This is a genomic window from Streptomyces sp. NPDC051105, assembly GCF_040682795.1.
In the GTDB taxonomy this organism is placed as follows: domain Bacteria; phylum Actinomycetota; class Actinomycetes; order Streptomycetales; family Streptomycetaceae; genus Streptomyces.
Window position 1 is genome coordinate 30,249 of record NZ_JBFBBR010000010.1, and the last position, 19,630, is coordinate 49,878.

At 71.5% G+C, this 19,630-nt stretch carries 17 protein-coding genes and 1 pseudogene; 4 read left to right on the plus strand and 14 right to left on the minus strand.

The features are described from left to right. Positions 1 to 81: 81 nt before the first annotated feature. On the minus strand, positions 82 to 2,607 hold the full coding sequence (locus AB0N16_RS24570; protein WP_351712174.1) for an ATP-dependent Clp protease ATP-binding subunit: 2,526 nt from the start codon (positions 2,605 to 2,607) through the stop codon (positions 82 to 84). A 430-nt stretch (positions 2,608 to 3,037) separates the two neighbouring features. Between AB0N16_RS24570 and AB0N16_RS24575 the strand changes: the two genes are divergently transcribed. Further along, complete coding sequence (locus AB0N16_RS24575) at positions 3,038 to 3,802, plus strand: SCO3374 family protein (protein ID WP_365800094.1); 765 nt, start codon at positions 3,038 to 3,040, stop codon at positions 3,800 to 3,802. On the opposite strand, the gene AB0N16_RS24580 is transcribed toward AB0N16_RS24575, so the two are convergent. The 10 genes from AB0N16_RS24580 to AB0N16_RS24625 all read right to left on the minus strand — a co-directional run bounded on the left by AB0N16_RS24580 (position 3,781) and on the right by AB0N16_RS24625 (position 12,363). Then, complete coding sequence (locus AB0N16_RS24580; protein WP_365800096.1) at positions 3,781 to 4,116, minus strand: Lsr2 family protein; 336 nt, start codon at positions 4,114 to 4,116, stop codon at positions 3,781 to 3,783. The two genes, AB0N16_RS24575 and AB0N16_RS24580, sit on opposite strands and share 22 nt — an antisense overlap. A gap of 279 nt (positions 4,117 to 4,395) precedes the next feature. Continuing rightward, positions 4,396 to 4,929, minus strand: a complete 534-nt coding sequence (locus AB0N16_RS24585; RefSeq protein ID WP_351712168.1) for an amino-acid N-acetyltransferase — start codon at positions 4,927 to 4,929, stop codon at positions 4,396 to 4,398. 9 nt (positions 4,930 to 4,938) lie between these two features. Then, complete coding sequence (locus tag AB0N16_RS24590) at positions 4,939 to 5,388, minus strand: BlaI/MecI/CopY family transcriptional regulator (protein ID WP_365800098.1); 450 nt, start codon at positions 5,386 to 5,388, stop codon at positions 4,939 to 4,941. Positions 5,389 to 5,533: 145 nt separating this feature from the next. Continuing rightward, positions 5,534 to 5,725, minus strand: coding sequence for a hypothetical protein (locus AB0N16_RS24595; RefSeq protein WP_365800100.1), 192 nt, complete (start codon positions 5,723 to 5,725; stop codon positions 5,534 to 5,536). A 438-nt stretch (positions 5,726 to 6,163) separates the two neighbouring features. Further along, positions 6,164 to 6,781, minus strand: coding sequence for a hypothetical protein (locus AB0N16_RS24600; RefSeq protein ID WP_365800622.1), 618 nt, complete (start codon positions 6,779 to 6,781; stop codon positions 6,164 to 6,166). Positions 6,782 to 6,923: 142 nt separating this feature from the next. After that, positions 6,924 to 7,721 carry a type III pantothenate kinase gene (locus tag AB0N16_RS24605; protein ID WP_351712162.1) on the minus strand — a complete coding sequence of 266 codons (798 nt, stop codon included), beginning with the start codon at positions 7,719 to 7,721 and terminating at the stop codon, positions 6,924 to 6,926. A gap of 4 nt (positions 7,722 to 7,725) precedes the next feature. Continuing rightward, positions 7,726 to 8,703, minus strand: a complete 978-nt coding sequence (nadC, locus tag AB0N16_RS24610) for a carboxylating nicotinate-nucleotide diphosphorylase (RefSeq protein WP_365800102.1) — start codon at positions 8,701 to 8,703, stop codon at positions 7,726 to 7,728. 5 nt (positions 8,704 to 8,708) lie between these two features. Further along, positions 8,709 to 10,430, minus strand: a complete 1,722-nt coding sequence (locus AB0N16_RS24615) for an L-aspartate oxidase (RefSeq protein ID WP_365800104.1) — start codon at positions 10,428 to 10,430, stop codon at positions 8,709 to 8,711. Then, positions 10,427 to 11,428, minus strand: coding sequence for a pantoate--beta-alanine ligase (gene panC / locus AB0N16_RS24620; RefSeq protein ID WP_365800106.1), 1,002 nt, complete (start codon positions 11,426 to 11,428; stop codon positions 10,427 to 10,429). Before panC ends, AB0N16_RS24615 begins: the two co-directional genes overlap by 4 nt. Continuing rightward, a complete protein-coding gene (locus AB0N16_RS24625) occupies positions 11,425 to 12,363 on the minus strand; it encodes a DUF2520 domain-containing protein (protein ID WP_365800108.1) in 939 nt (312 codons plus the stop codon). Before AB0N16_RS24625 ends, panC begins: the two co-directional genes overlap by 4 nt. A gap of 197 nt (positions 12,364 to 12,560) precedes the next feature. Between AB0N16_RS24625 and AB0N16_RS24630 the strand changes: the two genes are divergently transcribed. Together AB0N16_RS24630 and AB0N16_RS24635 are read left to right on the plus strand one after the other, a co-directional pair. After that, entirely contained in the window at positions 12,561 to 13,739 is a 1,179-nt protein-coding gene (locus tag AB0N16_RS24630; protein WP_365800110.1) for a beta-eliminating lyase-related protein, read from the plus strand. A gap of 90 nt (positions 13,740 to 13,829) precedes the next feature. After that, positions 13,830 to 14,932: pseudogene (locus AB0N16_RS24635) on the plus strand (DUF5937 family protein). 267 nt (positions 14,933 to 15,199) lie between these two features. On the opposite strand, the gene AB0N16_RS24640 reads toward AB0N16_RS24635, so the two are convergent. Beyond that, positions 15,200 to 15,874: a response regulator transcription factor gene (locus AB0N16_RS24640; RefSeq protein WP_365800112.1), complete on the minus strand. Its 675-nt coding sequence runs from the start codon at positions 15,872 to 15,874 to the stop codon at positions 15,200 to 15,202. Between the two features lie 85 nt (positions 15,875 to 15,959). Then, on the minus strand, positions 15,960 to 17,165 hold the full coding sequence (locus AB0N16_RS24645) for a sensor histidine kinase (protein WP_365800114.1): 1,206 nt from the start codon (positions 17,163 to 17,165) through the stop codon (positions 15,960 to 15,962). Positions 17,166 to 17,283: 118 nt separating this feature from the next. On the opposite strand from AB0N16_RS24645, the gene AB0N16_RS24650 reads away from it, so the two are divergent. Then, positions 17,284 to 18,306, plus strand: coding sequence for an SAM-dependent methyltransferase (locus tag AB0N16_RS24650; protein ID WP_365800115.1), 1,023 nt, complete (start codon positions 17,284 to 17,286; stop codon positions 18,304 to 18,306). Between the two features lie 172 nt (positions 18,307 to 18,478). Here AB0N16_RS24650 and AB0N16_RS24655 read toward each other — a convergent pair whose 3' ends face one another. Continuing rightward, positions 18,479 to 19,630, minus strand: a complete 1,152-nt coding sequence (locus AB0N16_RS24655) for an NADH-quinone oxidoreductase subunit D (RefSeq protein ID WP_365800117.1) — start codon at positions 19,628 to 19,630, stop codon at positions 18,479 to 18,481.

Sequence of the window (19,630 nt, forward strand, 5' to 3'; positions counted from 1 at the left end):
ACGGCGGCCCGTTCGGCGGTACGCGAAAGGGGCCGGTGCTTCGAAAAGCACCGGCCCCTCTCTTCGGCGAACCCCGAAGGGCTACGCCTCCTTGCTCAGGTTCGGCCCGGCTCCGCCGGCCGCCTGCTCGATCGGCGGGACGTCGGGGAGCGCCGACTTCTCCTCACCCCGGAAGGTGAAGGTCTTGGCCTCGCCCTCGCCCTCCGTGTCGACGACCACGATGTGACCGGGGCGCAGCTCGCCGAAGAGGATCTTCTCGGAGAGCGTGTCCTCGATCTCGCGCTGGATCGTGCGACGCAGCGGACGCGCGCCCAGCACCGGGTCGTAGCCCTTCTTGGACAGCAGCTCCTTGGCGGACTGGGAGAGCTCGATGCCCATGTCCCGGTCCTTCAGGCGCTCGTCCACCTTGCCGACCATCAGGTCGACGATCCGCAGGATGTCCTCCTGCGTGAGCTGCGGGAAGACGACCACGTCGTCGACGCGGTTGAGGAACTCGGGACGGAAGTGCTGCTTGAGCTCGTCCGACACCTTGTTCTTCATGCGCTCGTAGTTGGACTTCGTGTCGCCCGTGGCCGCGAAGCCCAGGTTGAAGCCCTTGGAGATGTCCCGGGTGCCGAGGTTGGTCGTCATGATGATGACCGTGTTCTTGAAGTCCACGACCCGGCCCTGGGAGTCGGTCAGGCGACCGTCCTCCAGGATCTGCAGCAGGCTGTTGAAGATGTCCGGGTGAGCCTTCTCGACCTCGTCGAAGAGGACGACGGAGAACGGCTTGCGACGGACCTTCTCGGTCAGCTGGCCGCCCTCCTCGTAGCCCACGTATCCGGGGGGCGAACCGAAGAGACGCGACACCGTGTGCTTCTCGCTGAACTCCGACATGTCGAGGGAGATCAGCGCGTCCTCGTCACCGAAGAGGAACTCGGCGAGGGCCTTGGACAGCTCGGTCTTACCGACACCGGACGGGCCGGCGAAGATGAACGAGCCACCGGGGCGCTTCGGGTCCTTCAGACCGGCACGCGTACGGCGGATCGCCTTCGACAGCGCCTTGACGGCGTCGACCTGGCCGATGACCCGCTTGTGGAGCTCGTCCTCCATGCGCAGCAGACGCGAGGACTCCTCCTCGGTGAGCTTGAAGACCGGGATGCCCGTGGCCGTGGCCAGCACCTCGGCGATCAGCTCGCCGTCGACCTCGGCGACGACGTCCATGTCGCCGGCCTTCCACTCCTTCTCCCGCTTGGCCTTGGCGGCCAGGAGCTGCTTCTCCTTGTCGCGGAGGGAGGCTGCCTTCTCGAAGTCCTGCGAGTCGATCGCGGACTCCTTGTCCCGGCGGACGGCGGCGATCTTCTCGTCGAACTCGCGCAGGTCCGGCGGAGCGGTCATCCGGCGGATGCGCATCCGGGAACCGGCCTCGTCGATCAGGTCGATCGCCTTGTCCGGCAGGAAGCGGTCCGAGATGTAGCGGTCGGCCAGGGTGGCCGCCTGGACCAGCGCCTCGTCCGTGATGGAGACCCGGTGGTGGGCCTCGTACCGGTCACGCAGACCCTTGAGGATCTCGATCGTGTGCGGCAGGGACGGCTCGGCGACCTGGATGGGCTGGAAGCGGCGCTCCAGGGCCGCGTCCTTCTCCAGGTGCTTGCGGTACTCGTCCAGGGTGGTGGCACCGATGGTCTGCAGCTCACCGCGGGCCAGCATCGGCTTCAGGATCGAAGCCGCGTCGATGGCGCCCTCGGCGGCACCCGCACCGACCAGCGTGTGCAGCTCGTCGATGAACAGGATGATGTCACCGCGGGTGCGGATCTCCTTGAGCACCTTCTTCAGGCGCTCCTCGAAGTCACCGCGGTAGCGGGAGCCGGCGACCAGGGCGCCGAGGTCCAGGGTGTAGAGGTGCTTGTCCTTGAGGGTCTCGGGCACCTCGCCCTTGACGATGGCCTGGGCGAGGCCCTCGACGACGGCGGTCTTGCCGACGCCGGGCTCACCGATCAGGACCGGGTTGTTCTTGGTGCGGCGGGACAGCACCTGCATGACCCGCTCGATCTCCTTCTCGCGCCCGATGACCGGGTCGAGCTTGGACTCACGAGCGGCCTGGGTGAGGTTCCGGCCGAACTGGTCGAGGACCAGGGACGTCGAGGGGGTGCCCTCGGCAGGGCCGCCGGCGGTGGCGGTCTCCTTGCCCTGGTAACCGGAGAGCAGCTGGATGACCTGCTGTCGCACCCGGTTGAGATCAGCGCCCAGCTTGACCAGGACCTGGGCGGCGACGCCCTCGCCCTCACGGATCAGGCCGAGCAGGATGTGCTCCGTGCCGATGTAGTTGTGGCCCAGCTGAAGGGCCTCGCGGAGCGACAGCTCCAGGACCTTCTTGGCACGGGGGGTGAAGGGGATGTGCCCGGACGGGGCCTGCTGCCCCTGCCCGATGATCTCCTCCACCTGCTGGCGGACCGCCTCGAGCGAAATCCCGAGGCTCTCAAGGGCCTTGGCGGCGACACCCTCACCCTCGTGGATCAGGCCCAGGAGGATGTGCTCGGTGCCGATGTAGTTGTGGTTGAGCATCCGGGCTTCTTCCTGAGCCAGGACGACAACCCGCCGCGCGCGGTCGGTGAACCTCTCGAACATCGTTAATCGCTCCTCAGAGCGGTCAGGCAGTGGGGGGAACTTCCCCTCTCTGTCCTTCCGCAGCTTAGTCCCGCAAGCGGGGACCGCTCATTCCAACTGCCGACACCGTCGATGGCCTCCTGACCCCGAACGCCGACATCTGCTCCAACCCGATGGTGCGAGACGATGTTCCCGCAGGCCAGGCAGTTACCCCTTCCGTCAGTACGCCGATGGCGAACGTGAGACGGCCTCGCCTGCGTGTCGCCCCCTCCCACTAGGGATGTCTTACCCGTCCGGACTGACAGTCCATGCCGTATGCCCCCGGTCCCTCCGCTACGGGCGAACAACCTTGCGTCCCTCCGGACCCCCGCAGGCCCCCTCTTCCGGCACGCTGCGCATTCGCACGCGCACCCAGCGTAACTCGGACGGGCTTGCGACGGTTTCACTGGGCATGGCTGGCACAGTCCCTCTGGCCGCTTCAACGGTCCCTCACCCCCGTCGTCCACTGAGTTCCGGTGTCGATTCCACCGTCACGTCCGATTCCGGTCGCGCCCTCGCCCCGGGTTCCGGCCGCGCCGTCGGGCCGGACGGGCGGGCGGCCCTGCTCCGGCACTGGTACGAGAACGATTTGGGCTGGGCGACAGTGCCCGAGACGCCCGGAGAGCCGCTGCGGCTGGTCACAGGCGTGCGTTTCGACGTGCTGGACGTGCCGGCCGCGGCGGGCGTGAAGGCGTTCAGGCATCTGGGGCCGGGCTCTCCGGTGGCGCTCCGGGGCGACCGGGTGCGGCTGCTGGTGGCCGCGGGCAGCGCGGAGGAGCTGCCGGGGCTGCTGGACTGGCTGGAGTGGGGGGCGCTGGCCCTGGACCTGCGGGCGCTGGGCGCGCACGACCGGATGGACGCTCCGGCGCGGCCCGAGCCGGTCTCCACCGGGACCCGATCGCTTTCCGAAGCCGTCGAGGGCCCGGTCGAGCCGGTGGAACCCCGGGCGGCCGTGCAGGGGGCCGCCGTCTGGTTGCGGCCCCCCGAGTCGGGGTGCGAGGTCGAGGACTCGCTGCCTGGCCTGTCGACGCTGTCGACGAGGTCGGCCATGGGGGGCGTTGGGGGCGCCCCCGATCTCGTACGGCTGGTGGACACGGTGGCCACCGAGTGCCACCGGATCCGGTTGCGGCGTGTGGGCCGCCGGCCGGAGGACAGTCAGCTGTTGGCTTCCTCGTAGGCCTGGCGAATCGTCGCCGGAACACGGCCGCGGTCGTTGACCTCGTAGCCGTTCTCCTTTGCCCACGCGCGAATCTGCGCGGTGTCCTGGCTGCCGCCGGCAGCCGCACGGGCCTTTCCACGTCCGCCCGAAGCACGGCCACCGGTACGACGACCGCCCTTGACATAGGCGTCGAGAAGGCCACGCAGCTTGTCCGCATTGGCGGTCGTGAGATCGATCTCGTACGTCTTGCCGTCCAGCGCGAACGTCACGGTCTCGTCCGCCTCGCCGCCGTCGAGGTCGTCGACAAGAAGGACCTGAACCTTCTGTGCCACCGGATTTCCTTTCATCGATAACTTGAGGGCGGGGGGTCTGCGGCGTCCGCCGTTTCGCCGCCCCTTGTTATATGCAGTACTGCAGTACGTCGGAAAGCAAACCGCTTTTGCGTGAAAAACACAAACCCCTGGGAGAGACCGAGGGGCCCGCTCCCGCCCGGAAACATGCGCGTTTCGGACATAGGGCACCTGGGCAAGGCAGGGTGCCCGGAATAGCGGCCCGATCTCGTACCCGACTCTGCCCCGATGCCTCTTGTCCGCCGCGATCCCTCTCGGCGATCACAGATGCAGAAGCATCCGGCTGTTGCCCAAGGTGTTCGGTTTCACTCGTTCGAGTCCGAGGAACTCCGCGACACCCTCGTCATAGGAACGCAACAGCTCCGCGTAGACATCGGTGTCCACGGGCGTCTCGCCGATCTCCACGAAGCCGTGCTTCCCGAAGAACTCGACTTCGAAGGTCAGGCAGAAAACTCGGCGAACACCGAGCCAACGCGCGGTCTCCAGCAACTTCTCCAGCAACTGATGACCGACGCCGGCGCCCTTGAGGCCCGGCTTCACCGCGAGAGTGCGTACTTCGGCGAGGTCTTCCCACATCACGTGCAGTGCGCCGCAGCCGACCACCTCGGCGTTGTCGTCGCGTTCCGCGACCCAGAACTCCTGGATGTCCTCGTAAAGCATCACCGTGGCTTTGTCGAGGAGGATGCGGTCACGGACGTACGCGTCAAGGAGTCGGCGCACCGCCGGGACATCGCCGGTCCTGGCCCGCCGGACGGTGATGGCTTTTGCGGTGACTTCGGGGCGCATCGCTGACATGAGCGGACGCTATCGCCCGCCGCGGTCCGCCATGGAGCCGGGGTTCTCCCCTTGCGGCGCTTCCGGGTCTTCGCGTTCTTCCTGCTGTTCCGGCCTATCCGGACCCTGCACGATCCGTACGGCGTCCCGCAGAGCCTGGCGCTGTTCGTCGCTCATCATCCCGAAGAAGGCGACGAGAGCCGCGGCCGGGTTGTCACTCTGGGACCACGCGTCGTTCATGAGGGCGGCGGCGTAGGCGGCCCGTGTGGAGACGGCCTCATATCGATAGGCACGCCCTTCGGCCTCCCGCCGCACCCAGCCCTTCTGATGGAGATTGTCCAAAACGGTCATCACCGTGGTGTACGCGATGGACCGTTCCTGCTGGAGGTCTTCCAGAACTTCCCGAACGGTCACCGGGCGGTTCCACTTCCACACCCGCGTCATGACCGCGTCTTCGAGTTCTCCCAATGGGCGAGGCACAGCTCAGAACAATAGTGGGAGATCCCGCCAATGGCGTGCCGAACGGACACTTTCTCCAACGAAGACGAACAAAAAGGGCGTACGGCTCAGAAGGCAGGCTGTGGCCGTGCGGCGCGTCGTACGCCCGGGGAGGTGCGGTCCGCGATCAGGCGTCGCCGCTCGGGGCGGAGGCCTTCGGGGTGCTTTCTCCGCGCGCGGCGCGCGCGAGGGCGGCGTCCACGGCGGCGTCCTCCTTGGCCTTGGCGGCGCCGCCCTGGGTCTTCACGATCACCCGGACCAGACCGATGAAGAAGACGGCCATGACGACCGGGGGCAGGAGCGCGGAGACATAGTCCATGCGTCCAGAGTAGCCATGGGGGACCGGGCGAAAGGGGCGGGGTGGGCGAAGCGTCGCGCTACGCGCGCGAGCGGCCTTTTTCCCGGCCGATTCGGTCCCGTACGGCCCGGCGACCCGCTGAGCGTGCCGCGCAGACTGCTGGGCGGGCCGCGCGGTCTGCCTGGCGGGCCGCACTCGGGGGGGTTGGCAGGCCGCACGGGGGTGGTGGGCCGCGCGGTCTGCCGGGCGGGCCGCACGGGAGGGGCTTGGCGGGACGCGCGGCCCACCGAGTCGGCCATGCGGTCTGCTGCTCGGCCGGTTGTCCGGACTGCCGTTCGGCCGGCTACTCGGGCCTGCCGCTTGGCGGGCCGCCGCCCGGCCGGACACTCTGCCAGCCGCCCGGCCGGACGCTCGGCGGGCCGCTCAGCCGGGCGCTCGACCGACCGCTCCGCGGGCCGCTCAGCCGGCGGCGAGTCGCTGTTGTGAACCGGTGGACGGCGGGGTGGGCCGGCGCCGGGGGAAGACCTCGCCCGGCGTCGGAATGGGGCGCTTCGGCACCACGGGCTCGGGGGCCGCGGGCTGCGGGGCAGGCCGCTCGGCGGGCTTCTCCTTCGGCTTCCTCTCCGGCTCCTTGGCCGCACCGCCCGGCAGGGCCGTCAGACGGACCCTGGACGCCGGAACGGCCGGTGCGGGCACCTTGCGGGCCCCCTGTGCGAGCCGAGCCCGCACATCACGCTCCGCGAGCTCCTGACAACGGTGGAGCAGCGCGGCGGCTCCGGGGTTCCCGCGCAGCGCCCGCAGCGCGGCGAGGTCGTCCGGGGTGGGTCGGTGTCCGGCACCCAGCGCCTCCTCCAGGAGGGCGAGATAACCGGCGACGGTCCCCGGCAGGGCCGCACGGTAGCGCACGAGATCGGCCACCAGGAAGGCACGCAGCCGGGCCCCCTCACGCATCGCCTCGTCGAACGACTCGGCGAGCCGATGACAGTCCTTGATGTCCTCGGCGGAGGCGGGACCGGGGTGAAGGGCGAGGGCGAGAGCACGGCGGAGCACACGCAGCTCCTCCGCACCGAACGCCATGCCGCCGCGGGATCCGTATGGCGTGGGCATGGACCGAAGATACGCGTAAATCAGACAAACTCGACATAGGGGGCAGGGTGTGGCGCGACGGGGCCACCCGCCTGGCCGCCGCCCGTCGCGCCCACCTCCGGCCCCCGCCACCTCACATCCGCGACACGTTCCGCTCGTACACCAGCCGCAGCCCGACCAGCGTCAGCCACGGCTCGTGCTCGTCGATCACCGAGGACTCCCCCAGCACCATCGGCGCCAGCCCGCCCGTCGCGATCACCGTCACGTCGTCCGGGTCGTCCGCCAGCTCCCGCGCCATCCGGCCGACCACTCCGTCGACCTGCCCGGCGAACCCGTACACGATGCCCGCCTGCATGGCCTCCACCGTGTTCTTGCCGATCACGCTCCGGGGCCGGGCCACCTCGATCTTCCTCAGCTGCGCGCCCTTGACGCCCAGCGCCTCCACGGAGATCTCGATACCGGGGGCGATCACGCCGCCGACGTACTCCCCGCGCGCGGACACCGCGTCGAAGGTCGTGGCCGTACCGAAGTCGACGACGATCGCCGGCCCGCCGAACAGCTCGACGGCGGCGACCGCGTTGATGATCCGGTCCGCGCCGACCTCCTTGGGGTTGTCGGTCAGGACCGGCACCCCGGTCTTCACACCGGGCTCCACCAGGATGGCCGGCACATCGCCGTAGTACCGGCGCGTGACCTCGCGCAGTTCGTGCAGCACGGACGGCACGGTCGCGCAGATCGCGATCCCGTCGATGCCCTCGCCGAGTTCGTCACCGAGCAGCGGGTGCATGCCCATCAGCCCCTGGAGGAGCACCGCCAGCTCGTCGGCGGTACGGCGCGCGTCCGTGGAGATCCGCCAGTGCTCGACGATGTCCTCGCCGTCGAAGAGCCCGAGGACGGTGTGCGTGTTGCCGACGTCGATCGTGAGGAGCATGGGATCACTCCGCCTCGCGCAGATCCAGGCCGATGTCCAGGATCGGCGAGGAGTGGGTGAGGGCACCGACGGCCAGGAAGTCCACGCCGGTGTCGGCGTACGCCCGCGCGTTCCCCAGGGTGAGCCGTCCGGACGCCTCCAGGAGCGCGCGCCCGCCGACGATCGCCACGGCCTCCTCGCACTCCCCCGGCGTGAAGTTGTCCAGCAGGATCAGGTCGGCGCCCGCGTCGACGGCCTCGCGCAGCTGGTGCAGGGTGTCGACCTCGACCTCGATCGCCAGGTCCGGGAAGGCCTCGCGGACGGCCTTGAAGGCCTGCTCGACGCCGCCGGCGGCGACCACGTGGTTGTCCTTGACCAGGGCCGCGTCGGAGAGCGACATCCGGTGGTTGACGCCGCCGCCGCAGCGCACCGCGAACTTCTCCAGGGAGCGCAGCCCCGGCGTGGTCTTCCGGGTGTCCCGCACGCGCGTGGTGGTGCCCTCCAGCGCGTCCGCCCACGCACGCGTGGCGGTCGCGATGCCGGAGAGGCGGTTCAGGATGTTGAGCGCGCTGCGCTCGGCGGTGAGCAGGTCGCGGGTGCGGGTGGTGATCGACAGCAGCGGCTGTCCGGCCTCGACCCGGTCGCCGTCCTCGACGTGCCGCTCGACCTCGAACTCGTCCGTGCAGACCACGGAGACCACGGCCTCGGCGACCCGCAGCCCGGCGACGACGCCCGCCTCGCGCGCGACGAAGTCGCCGGTCGCCACGGCCTCCTCGGGGATCGTCGCGACGGTCGTCACGTCCACGCCGTTGTCCAGGTCCTCCTGGATGGCCACGTTGGCGATGTCCTCGACCTCAACGGGGTCGAGTCCGGCGGCGGCGAGGAGTTCGGCGAGCGCGGGGTCGAGCCCGCACTCCAGGTACTCCTCGTCGCCCTCGGCGCCGCAGGCACAGCCGTCGCCGCAGCCGCCGCCGTCGGCGAGGGGAAGGTCGTTGGTGCTCACGTCTGTCACTGCTCCTGGGATGGCTGGTGCGGCCGGGTCGGGGGGAAGTCTGCGGTGTCGGTGGTGCCCACGGCCAGCGAGCGGTCCGGATTCAGCCGTACGACGATGTGGCGGCGCCACACGGTGTCGTCGCGGTCGGCGTGGTCCTCGCGCCAGTGGCAGCCGCGGGTCTCCTGGCGGCGCCGGGCCGCCTCGACGAGCGCCCGCGCGACGCACAGGAGGTTGGTGGCCTCCCAGGTGTCGACGCCGGGCTCGGCGGTCTTGCCGTTCTCGGCGAGGGCGTCACGGGCCTCGGTGTGCACGCGCTGGAGCTGCTCGGCGGCCCTGGCAAGGGATTCCTCGGAGCGCAGCACGCCGGCGCCCTCGGTCATGATCCGCTGGATCGCGAACCGGGCCTCGGGGGCCTGCAGCGGGTGCGCGGGCTTGTCGGGGTGCGGGACCGGGACGGGCACGCGCGCGTGGAGGCGGTTCTCCGCGTGCCGCGCGGTGATGTCGGCGGCGATGCGCTCGGCGTAGACCAGACCCTCCAGGAGGGAGTTGGAGGCGAGCCGGTTCGCGCCGTGCACGCCGGTGCACGCGACCTCGCCGCACGCGTACAGCCCGCGCACGGTCGTGCGCCCGCGCGCGTCGGTGCGCACACCCCCGGAGGCGTAGTGCGCGGCCGGCGCTATGGGGATGGGCTCGGTGACCGGGTCGATGCCGTGCGCCCGGCAGGCAGCGAGGATCGTCGGGAACCGGTGCTCCCACATGTCGGCGCCGAAGTGCCGGGCGTCCAGGAACATGTGCTCGGCGTCCTGCTCCTGCATGCGCCGCATGATGCCCTTGGCGACGATGTCCCGGGGCGCCAGCTCGGCCAGCTCGTGCTGGCCGACCATGAAGCGCACGCCGTCCGCGTCGACGACGTGCGCGCCCTCCCCGCGCACCGCCTCGGAGACCAGTGGCTGCTGGCCCTCCGCGTCGGCGCCGAGGAACAGCACGGTCGGGTGGAACTGGACGAATTCGAGGTCGGAGACCTCCGCACCGGCCCGCAGCGCGAGCGCCACGCCGTCGCCGGTGGACACCGACGGGTTGGTGGTGGCGGAGAAGACCTGGCCCATGCCGCCGGTGGCGAGGACGACCACGGGGGCGTGCACGGCGCCCACGCCGTCGTGCTGGCCCTCGCCCATCACGTGCAGGGTCACGCCCGCCGTGCGCCCCTCGGCGTCGGTCAGCAGGTCGAGCACCAGCGCGTTCTCGATCATCCGCACGCCCCGCGCGCGAGCAGCTTCCACCAGCGCGCGCGAGACCTCCGCGCCGGTCGCGTCCCCGCCCGCGTGCACGATCCGGCGCCGGTGGTGGCCGCCCTCGCGGGTGAGCTCGATGCCGCCGTCCGCGTCGGTGTCGAAGTGGGCCCCGGTCGAGATCAGCCGCCGTACCGCGTCGGGGCCCTCGGTGACGAGGATCCGTACCGCGCCCTCGTCGCACAGGCCCGCGCCCGCGACCAGAGTGTCGTCCAGGTGCTGTTCGGGGGAGTCGCCCTCACCCAGGGCCGCCGCGATGCCGCCCTGGGCCCAGCGCGTGGAGCCGTCGTCGAGGAGTGCCTTGGTGACGACGACCGTGGTCAGTCCGGCGGCCTCGCAGCGCAGGGCGGCGGTCAGACCGGCGACGCCGGACCCGACGACCACCACGTCCGCGTCGATGGACCACCCGGGGGCGGGCGCGTGCAGTCGTATGCCTGTGCTGGTCACGAGGCGGCTCCGGGAGCGGCGAAGGTGAGCGGGATGTTGTCGATCAGCCGGGTCGTCCCGACCCGGGCGGCGACGGCGAGGACGGCCTCTCCTGTGAAGTCGTCGTCGATCTCGGTGAAGTCGGAGGGGTCGACCAGGACGAGGTAGTCCAGTGCGAGCGGCGGGTCGTAGTGGACGGCCTCGTCCAGGACCGTCCGCGCGGCGGCGCGCACCGCGGCGGCGGCGTTGGGCACGGCTTTGGCGACGGCGTGGGCGTCGGCCGCCGCGCGGGACTCCCCTATGGCGCTGAGCGCCTCGGCACGCGCCCGCGTGGACGGCACCTCGCGCGCCCGCGCACGCAACGCCTCCTGCGCCGCGTGCCGGTCGCGCCCGGCGAACAGGGCGCGCGACAGCGTGAGAGCCGTGCGCCGCTCGTCGGCCGACAGATAGCGGTTGCGGCTGGAGAGCGCGAGCCCGTCGGCCTCACGCACCGTCGGCACGCCGACGATCTCGACGCCGAAGTTCAGGTCCCGCACCATGCGCCGGATCACCGCCAGCTGCTGGGCGTCCTTCTGCCCGAACAGGGCCGCGTCGGGGCGGGTGAGGTGCAGCAGCTTGGCGACGACGGTGAGGACGCCGTCGAAGTGCCCGGGCCGCGAGGCGCCCTCCAGGAGCGTGCCCATCGGCCCTGCGGTGACCCGCACCTGGGGCTGCCCGCCTGGGTAGACCTCCTCGACCGACGGGGCGAACACGACGTCCGCGCCCGCCTGTTCGGCGATCTTCAGGTCGGCGTCCAGGGTGCGCGGGTAGCGGTCGAGGTCCTCGCCGGCCCCGAACTGCAGCGGGTTGACGAAGACCGTGACGACGACCTCGCCGTCCGGGCCGGCGATCTCGCGCGCGTTCCGGATCAGCGTGGCGTGGCCCTCGTGCAGGGCGCCCATGGTCATCACGACAGCGCGGCGGCCGTGCCGCACGCGCGCGTGCAGTTCGTCGGCGGTGCGCAGCAGGGCGGTGCTCATCGGGTGTTCCCCTCGGTGCCGTGGGTGCCGTTCGTGCCGCCGGCGAGGACGCCGAGGAGGTCCTCGGCGAGTTCCGGCTTCAGCAGACCCTGGGCGAGCGCCCGGTCGGCCGTGGCGCGGGCCATCGCCAGATAGCCGTCGACGGCCTGCGGGGCGTGCCGGCGCAGCTCCGTGACGTGCGCGGCGACGGTGCCCGCGTCCCCGCGCGCGACCGGCCCGGTCAGCGCCGCGTCGCCGGAGCGCAGGGCGTTGTCCAGGGCGGCGCCGAGCAGGGGGCCGAGCATCCGGTCGGGGGCCTCGACACCGGCCGTGCGGAGCAGCTCCATGGACTGGGCGACCAGGGTGACCAGGTGGTTGGCGCCCAGGGCGAGGGCCGCGTGGTAGAGCGGGCGGTTCTCCTCGGAGATCCACTCCGGCTCGCCGCCCATCTCGATGACGAGTGCCTCGGCGGCGAGCCGCAGTTCCTCGGGCGCGGTCACCCCGAACGAGCAGCCCGCGAGCCGCTGCACGTCCACGGGCGTCCCGGTGAACGTCATGGCCGGGTGCAGGGCCAGCGGCAGCGCGCCCGCGCGCAGGGCCGGGTCCAGGACCTTCGCGCCGTATCGCCCGGAGGTGTGCACGAGCAGCTGGCCCGGGCGTACGGCACCGGTCTCGGCCAGGCCGGCGACCAGGCCGGGCAGGGCGTCGTCGGGGACGGTCAGGAGCACCAGGTCGGCGCGCTGGAGGACCTCGGCGGGGGAGACCAGCGGGACGTCGGGCAGCATCGCCTCGGCGCGCCGCCGGGAGGTGTCGGAGACCCCGGAGACGGCCACCGGGCGGTGCCCCGCGAGCTGCAGGGACGCGGCGAGCGCGGGGCCCACCCGACCGGCGCCGACGACGCCGACGGTGAGCCGCGCGGGGCGGTCACTGGGGTCTGGCTGTTGGACTGTACTCACGCGACGGTGGCCTTCCCGTTCCAGTCCGCTCTGGGTACCGGACGATTTCTCGTCATGTTAACGCTATCGGGTTCGGCCCGAGTTGGCTGTCCACAGGCTGTGGGTGACCGGTCACATCGCCCCGGGCGTCCTCCGGACTGCCTCCCGGTCGGAAAAGCCGACGCCCGCCGGTACCGCGTGGCGTCATCATCCAGGGCATGAGCGATACGGCGACCACCCAGGACGACCAGCCGAACGAACCCGCGTCGGCGGACCAGCGGATGCGGGAGCGGCGCACGGCCGCCTACCGGAAGGCCGAACGCGTCCTCGCGCGCGTGGGCGGACGCGCCTCGCTGCGCGAACGGCTGGCGCGGCTCCAGGAAGCGGCACCCGAGGTGTACGACCTGGACGAACCTGGGGACCTCTACGGCAACGGGGTCGTCGAGGCCCTGGAGGCACGCGTCGCCGCCCTGCTGGGCACCGAGGCCGCCGCGTTCTTCCCGACCGGCACGATGGCCCAGCAGGTGGCCCTGCGCTGCTGGGCGGCCCGCACCGGCAACCCCACGGTCGCCCTGCACGCCCTCGCCCACCCCGAGGTCCACGAACGCAACGCCTTCCGCGAGGTCGCCGGCCTGCGCCCGGTGCGCGTCACCGCTGAGCCCCGGCTGCCCACCGCCCAGGAGATACGCGACTTCGAGGAGCCCTTCGGGGCGCTGATGCTGGAACTTCCCCTCAGGGACGCCGGTTACGTGCTGCCTTCCTGGGAGGAGCTCACGGAGGTCGTGGAGGCGGCGCGGGAGCGCGACGCGGTGGTGCACTTCGACGGCGCGCGCCTGTGGGAGTCGACCGTCCACTTCGGGCGCCCCCTGCACGAGATCGCGGACCTGGCGGACAGCGTCTACGTGTCGTTCTACAAGTCCCTCGAAGGATTCGGCGGTGCCGCACTGGCCGGCCCGAAGTCCCTGGTCGAGGAGGCGAGGACGTGGCGGCACCGGTACGGCGGGACGGTCTTCCAGCAGTTCCCGACCGCGCTCGCGGCCCTGGCCGGCCTGGAGCGCGAGCTGCCCCGCCTGCCGGACTTCGTACGGCACGCGCGCGTGGTGGCCGCGGCACTGCGCGAGGGCTTCGCGGAGGCGGGCCTTCCCTGGGGGCGCGTCTTCCCCGAGGAACCGCACACCCACCAGTTCCAGGTCTGGCTGCCTTACGACGGCGAGGTGCTGCTGGAGGCGGCGGTGCGCCAGGCCGAGGAGACCGGCACCTACCTTTTCAACGGCTCCTGGGAGCCCAAGGGGCCGGGGCTGGCCACGACCGAGGTGACAGTGTCGGCGGCGGGCCTGGAGTGGACGGCGGCGGATGTGCGGGCGGCGGTCGCCGACTTCGTGGAACGGTTGCCGTAGACGCCCCGTCCGCCGTGCCGCCGTCGCGTCGATTGACGGCGCCCGTCAATCGAGGGAGGCGTTGTCGGTGGTGGGGTGCACGATGGGGACATGAGCGTGCGTATCGACATCGCGGGGCTGCGGCCGGAGAGGGTCGCCGTCGTGCCCTCGCCCCTGGCCGAACTCGGCATGGCGCTGCACGCGCTGTCCGAACCGGGGCACCATCCCGGCCTGCAGGGCTGGGTGACCGGTGTGACCGCCCGGATGGAGCCGCATCTGGCCGACCGGATGTGCGAGGCGGACTTTCTGTGGCGGTCGACGTTCTCGGACCTTTTCCTGCCGTACGCGGCCGTTCCCGGCGCCGTCCCGGGCGGCACGCTGACCGAGGAGCTCGGCCAGCTGGACAAGCTGACGGACGAACAGTTCGTGGACGCGGCGCTGGAGTTCACGTGCGTGCCCTCCTACGACACGCGGGCAACGGCCCTCCTGTCGGATCCGGTCGGGCGCCGCAGGGCGTTGGAGGTGGCCGCCTCACGCGGTCCGCAGCAGGTCCGGTTCGCGCAGCGGCTGCTCGACGATCCGCCGAGTGTGCGCGCGTGGCTGCGCCGGTTCCTGGAGGACTGCGCCGAGGCGTTCTTCGACGAGGCCTGGTCGCGGCTGCGCCACCAGCTGGCGGCCGACGCCCGGCACAAGACGGAACTGCTGCGCCGCAAGGGGCTGGCCGCGATGCGCTCGCGGCGGTCTCGCCGGTCGTGACCCTGGACGAGGCCGGCGCGCGGATCACCGTGGACAAGCTCACCGACGGCCACGCCGAGGCCGAGGCCGACGGCCTCCTGCTGGTGCCCACGAGCCTCGGCTGGCCGCATCTGATGGTCCTGCACCGCTACGGCTGGCAGCCGGTGCTGCACTATCCGGTCGGCTCGCCGGAGCTCGCCGCACCGGCGTCGGTGGAGGCGCTCACGCTGCGGATGGCGGCGCTGTCCCATCCCGTCCGGATGCGGCTGTGCCGGTACCTGGCGCGCAGCGCGTACACCACCAGCGAGCTGGCGCAGGTGCACGGTCTGTCGGCACCAGAGGTGTCCCGGCATCTGGGCGTGCTCAAGAAGGCGGGCCTGGTCACGACGCGCCGCCGCGGCCGGTACGTGCTGCACCAGCTGGACGTCACGGTCGTCGCCCGCCTCGGCAGCGACTTCCTCGAAGGGCTTCTCCGCTAGGGCCTGTCTGACCATTCCCGTCGTCGCCCGGAGGGCGGCCTCGCGGCGTCAGGTGCGTGCTCTGGGGGTCCCCCGGCCGGAGGCTGGGGGGATGCCGGGCGTAGGCCCTCCTACTGGACGTACTTGGGTCTGCGCCCGGTGCGGCAAGTGGGGGTACCTCCCACGCCCTTAAGGCAGTGGGGGAGCGTGCAGGGCGTCGCGAGGCAGACGGAAATGGTCAGACAGGCCCTGGCCGCGCGGGCCGTACGCCGGCCACGCGCGCGTGGGTCAGCCGTGTCCGCCGCCCGCGCGGACCAGCCCGGTCTCGTAGGCCAGGACGACCACCTGCACCCGGTCGCGCAGCCCGAGCTTGGTCAGGATGCGGCCCACGTGGGTTTTCACGGTCGCCTCGGAGAGCACCAGCCGGCTCGCGATCTCGCCGTTCGACAGGCCCTGCGCGACCAGCACCATGACCTCCCGCTCCCGGTCGGTGAGCCGGTTCAGCTCCTGGTGCTGAGACTCCTTGCCTGCGGAGGGCAGCATCGGTGCGAAGCGGTCGAGCAGCCGCCGGGTGGTGGAGGGAGCGACGACGGCGTCGCCGCTGTGCACGGAGCGGATGGCGGCCAGCAGTTCGCCCGGCGGCACGTCCTTGAGCATGAAGCCGGAGGCGCCGGCCTTCAGCCCCGAGAAGGCGTACTCGTCGAGATCGAAGGTGGTCAGGATGAGCACCTTGGGCGGGTCGGGCTCCGAGCAGATGCGGCGGGTGGTCTCCACCCCGTCCAGCTTGGGCATGCGCACGTCCATCAGCACGACGTCCACGTCGGTGGACTTCAGCACCTGGAGGGCCTCGACGCCGTCGCCCGCCTCTGCGACGACCTCCATGTCCGGCTGCGCCGCGAGCACCATCCGGAACCCGGTGCGCAGCAGCACCTGGTCGTCGACGAGCATCACGCGGATCGTCATCGGGGCCTCTTCCGTTTCCGTTCATCGGCTTGTTGCGGGGTTTCCCGGGGGCGTGACAGGTGTCAACCGGGGGCGTGCGTCCGTGTCAATGCGCCGGTTTGAGCGGCAGCAGAGCACTGATGCGGAATCCTCCGCCTGGACGGGGGCCGGCGTCGAGGGTGCCGCCGACCATGCCGACCCGCTCGCGCATGCCGATCAGGCCGTGCCCCTGACCGTCCACGCCGCCCTCCTCGTACATCTCGTGCGGGGCGCCCTTGCCGTCGTCCTCGACCAGCAGGCCGAGTCCGTCGTCGAAGTAGACCAGCCGCACGCTGGCGCCCGTGTTGGGCCCGCCGTGCTTGCGCGTGTTGGTGAGCGCCTCCTGCACGATCCGGTACGCCGTCAGCTCGACGCCGCTGGGCAGCGGGCGCGGGGTCCCCTCGACCTTGAAGTCGACGGGCAGGCCGGAGCTGCGGCACTGCTCGACGAGCTCGTCGATCTGCTCGACGTCGGGCTGCGGAACGTACTCGCCGACCTCCTTGTGCTCGCCGGTGCGCAGCACGCCCAGCAGACGGCGCATCTCGGCGAGGGCCTGGCGGCCGGTGGAGGAGATCGTCTCCAGGGCCTTCTTGGCCTGGTCGGGGGCCGCGTCGAGGACGTAGGCGGCGCCGTCGGCCTGGACCACCATCACCGACACGTTGTGCGCGACCACGTCGTGCAGCTCGCGCGCGATCCGGGCGCGCTCGGCCGCGACCGCGACCTTGGCCTGCGCCTCGCGCTCCTTCTCCAGCCGGGCGGCGCGCTCCTCCAGCTGTGCGAAGTAGGCGCGGCGGGTGCGCATGGAGTCGCCGAGCACCCAGGCGAGCACGAACGGCACCGTCTGGAACACCACGATCGCCAGGTGCCCCAGAAGACTCGTCCTCTCCTGCGGCCACCGGATCTGCGCCAGGGGCGCCGCGCACAGCCCCGCGTAGAGGGCGAACCGGGACGCCCAGCGCTCGCCGACCGCGGCGACCGTGCAGACGATCACCAGCATGGCGAAGTTGGCGACGGTCGTCTCCACGTCCAGGATCAGCTGGGCCAGGCCGGTGGCGGCGGCGAGTACCAGCATCGGCTCCGGGAAACGGCGGCGCAGCGCCACCACCACGGCCATGACGACGGACACGGCCAGCATGGCGGCGGTCGAACCGTGGTGGTCGAGCGCCCCGCGGATGTTCACGACGCTCACGCCGGAGATCCCGAGCAGGACGACGGCCCAGAAGCTGTCGACCCATGTCGGGTTCCTGCGGAGGAAGTCATAGAGGCGCTGCACGTAACCCAGAGTAGGGAAGCGTGATAGGTGCAGGGGTCAACCGGAGGGCCGATCCCTGTTCCGCACACGTACTCCGCAAGGTGGAGAAGGTGATCACCTGTACGCCTAGTCTGGCCCGGTGACGGATGAGGCGACGCGAGAGACGGCCGACGACGCCCGTGGCTGGCGTGCGGCCACCGAGGCGGCCCTGTACGGCGCCGGCGGCTTCTACCGCCGTCCGGAGGGACCGGGCGGGCACTTCCGTACGTCGGTGCACGCGTCGCAGTTGTTCGCCGAGGCGGTGGCCGGGCTGCTGTGCCGGGTCGACGAGGCCCTGGGGTGCCCCGAGACGCTGGACTTCGTCGACATGGGCGCCGGCCGCGGCGAGCTGGTCAGCGGTGTGCTCGCCGCGCTGCCCTCCGATGTGGCGGCACGCACGCGTGCCTGCGCCGTCGAGGTCGCCGATCGCCCGTCCGGCCTGCCCGACCGCATCACCTGGCTGACCGAGCTGCCGCGCACGGTCACCGGCCTGCTCTTCGCCAACGAATGGCTCGACAACGTCCCGGTCGACGTCGCCGAGGTGGACGCGGCCGGTGTGCCCCGGCTGGTGCGCGTCCGGCGCGACGGCACCGAACTGCTCGGCGAGCGGGTGTCGGGCGCGGACGCGGAGTGGCTCGCCCGGTGGTGGCCGCTGGGCACCGAGCCCGGGCTGCGTGCGGAGATCGGGCTGCCCCGGGACCGGGCCTGGGCGGATGCCGTCACCTGTGTGCGGGAGGGGCTCGCGGTGGCCGTGGACTACGCGCACACCGTGGACACGCGCCCTCCGTTCGGCACGCTCACCGGCTTCCGCGAGGGGCGCGCGACGGCACCCGTCCCGGACGGGTCGTGCGACATCACGGCGCACGTCGCGCTGGACGCGTGCACGGCACTCGACACGGCGTACGACCTCCCCGAAGCGCTCATCTGCACACAACGCGCCGCCCTGCGCGCTCTGGGCCTCGTCAGCGCACGCCCCCCGCTCACGCTCGCCTCCACACACCCCGCCACCTACGTACGCGCCCTCGCGAGCGCCGGCGAGGCCGCCGAACTCACCGCCCCCGGCGGCCTCGGCGACTTCGGCTGGCTGCTGCAGCCGGTCGGCATCGAGAATCCGCTGCTCTGACACACGCCGGCGCGCACGACCCGCACCCCACGCCGCACCACCTCACGCCGCACCACCTCACGCCGCACCACCTCACGCCGCACCACCTCGCGCCGCACCACCTCACGCCGCACCACCTCGCGCAGCACGCCCCGCGCCTGGTGCCCTGCGCCCCGTGTCCTACTTGTCGGTCCTACTTGTCGATGTCCCCCACCACGAAGAACATCGACCCCAGAATCGCGACCATGTCCGCCACCAGCGTCCCCGGCAGCAGTTCCATGAGCGCCTGGATGTTGTTGAACGACGCCGAACGCAGCTTCAGCCGATACGGGGTCTTCTCGCCCTTGCTGACGAGGTAGTAGCCGTTGATGCCGAGGGGGTTCTCGGTCCAGGCGTAGGTGTGGCCCTCGGGCGCCTTGAGGACCTTGGGAAGCCGCTGGTTGATCGGTCCCGGCGGCAGCTCGGCGACCCGGTCCAGACAGGCGTCGGCCAGATCCAGGGCGTTGTGGGTCTGCTCCAGGAGGCACTCGAAGCGGGCCAGGCAGTCGCCCTCGGTCCGGGTGACCACCCGGAGGGTGTCCTGGAGCTCGCCGTACGCCAGATAGGGCTCGTCCCGGCGCAGGTCGAAGTCGACGGCCGAGGCGCGCGCGATGGGGCCGCTCACGCCGTACGCGTGCACGGCCTCCGGCGCGAGGGTGCCCACGCCGCGGGTGCGCCCGCGGAAGATCTCGTTGCCGAGGACCAGGCCGTCGAAGACGTCCATGCGGGAGCGCACGGCGGAAACGGCGGCACGCGCGCGTGCGGTCCAGTCGGCAGGGAGGTCCTCCTTGAGGCCGCCGACACGGTTGAACATGTAGTGCATGCGCCCGCCGGAGACCTCCTCCATGACGTTCTGAAGCTCCTCGCGCTCGCGGAACGCGTGGAAGACCGGGGTGATCCCGCCCAGCTCCAGCGGGTAGGAGCCGAGGAACATCAGGTGGTTGAGCACCCGGTTCAGCTCGGCCAGCAGGGTGCGCGTCCACACCGCGCGGACGGGCACCTCCATGCCGAGCATGCGCTCGACGGCGAGGACCACGCCCAGCTCGTTGGAGAAGGCCGACAGCCAGTCGTGGCGGTTGGCGAGCATGATGATCTGCCGGTAGTCGCGCGCCTCGAAGAGCTTCTCCGCGCCGCGGTGCATGTAGCCGATCACCGGCTCGGCTGAGACGATCCGCTCGCCGTCCAGCACCAGCTTCAGCCGCAGCACGCCGTGTGTGGAGGGGTGCTGGGGGCCGATGTTGAGCACCATGTCGGTGCTCTCCGCGGCGCCGCCGATGCCGACCGTGGTCTCCGTCGTAGGAGTCAT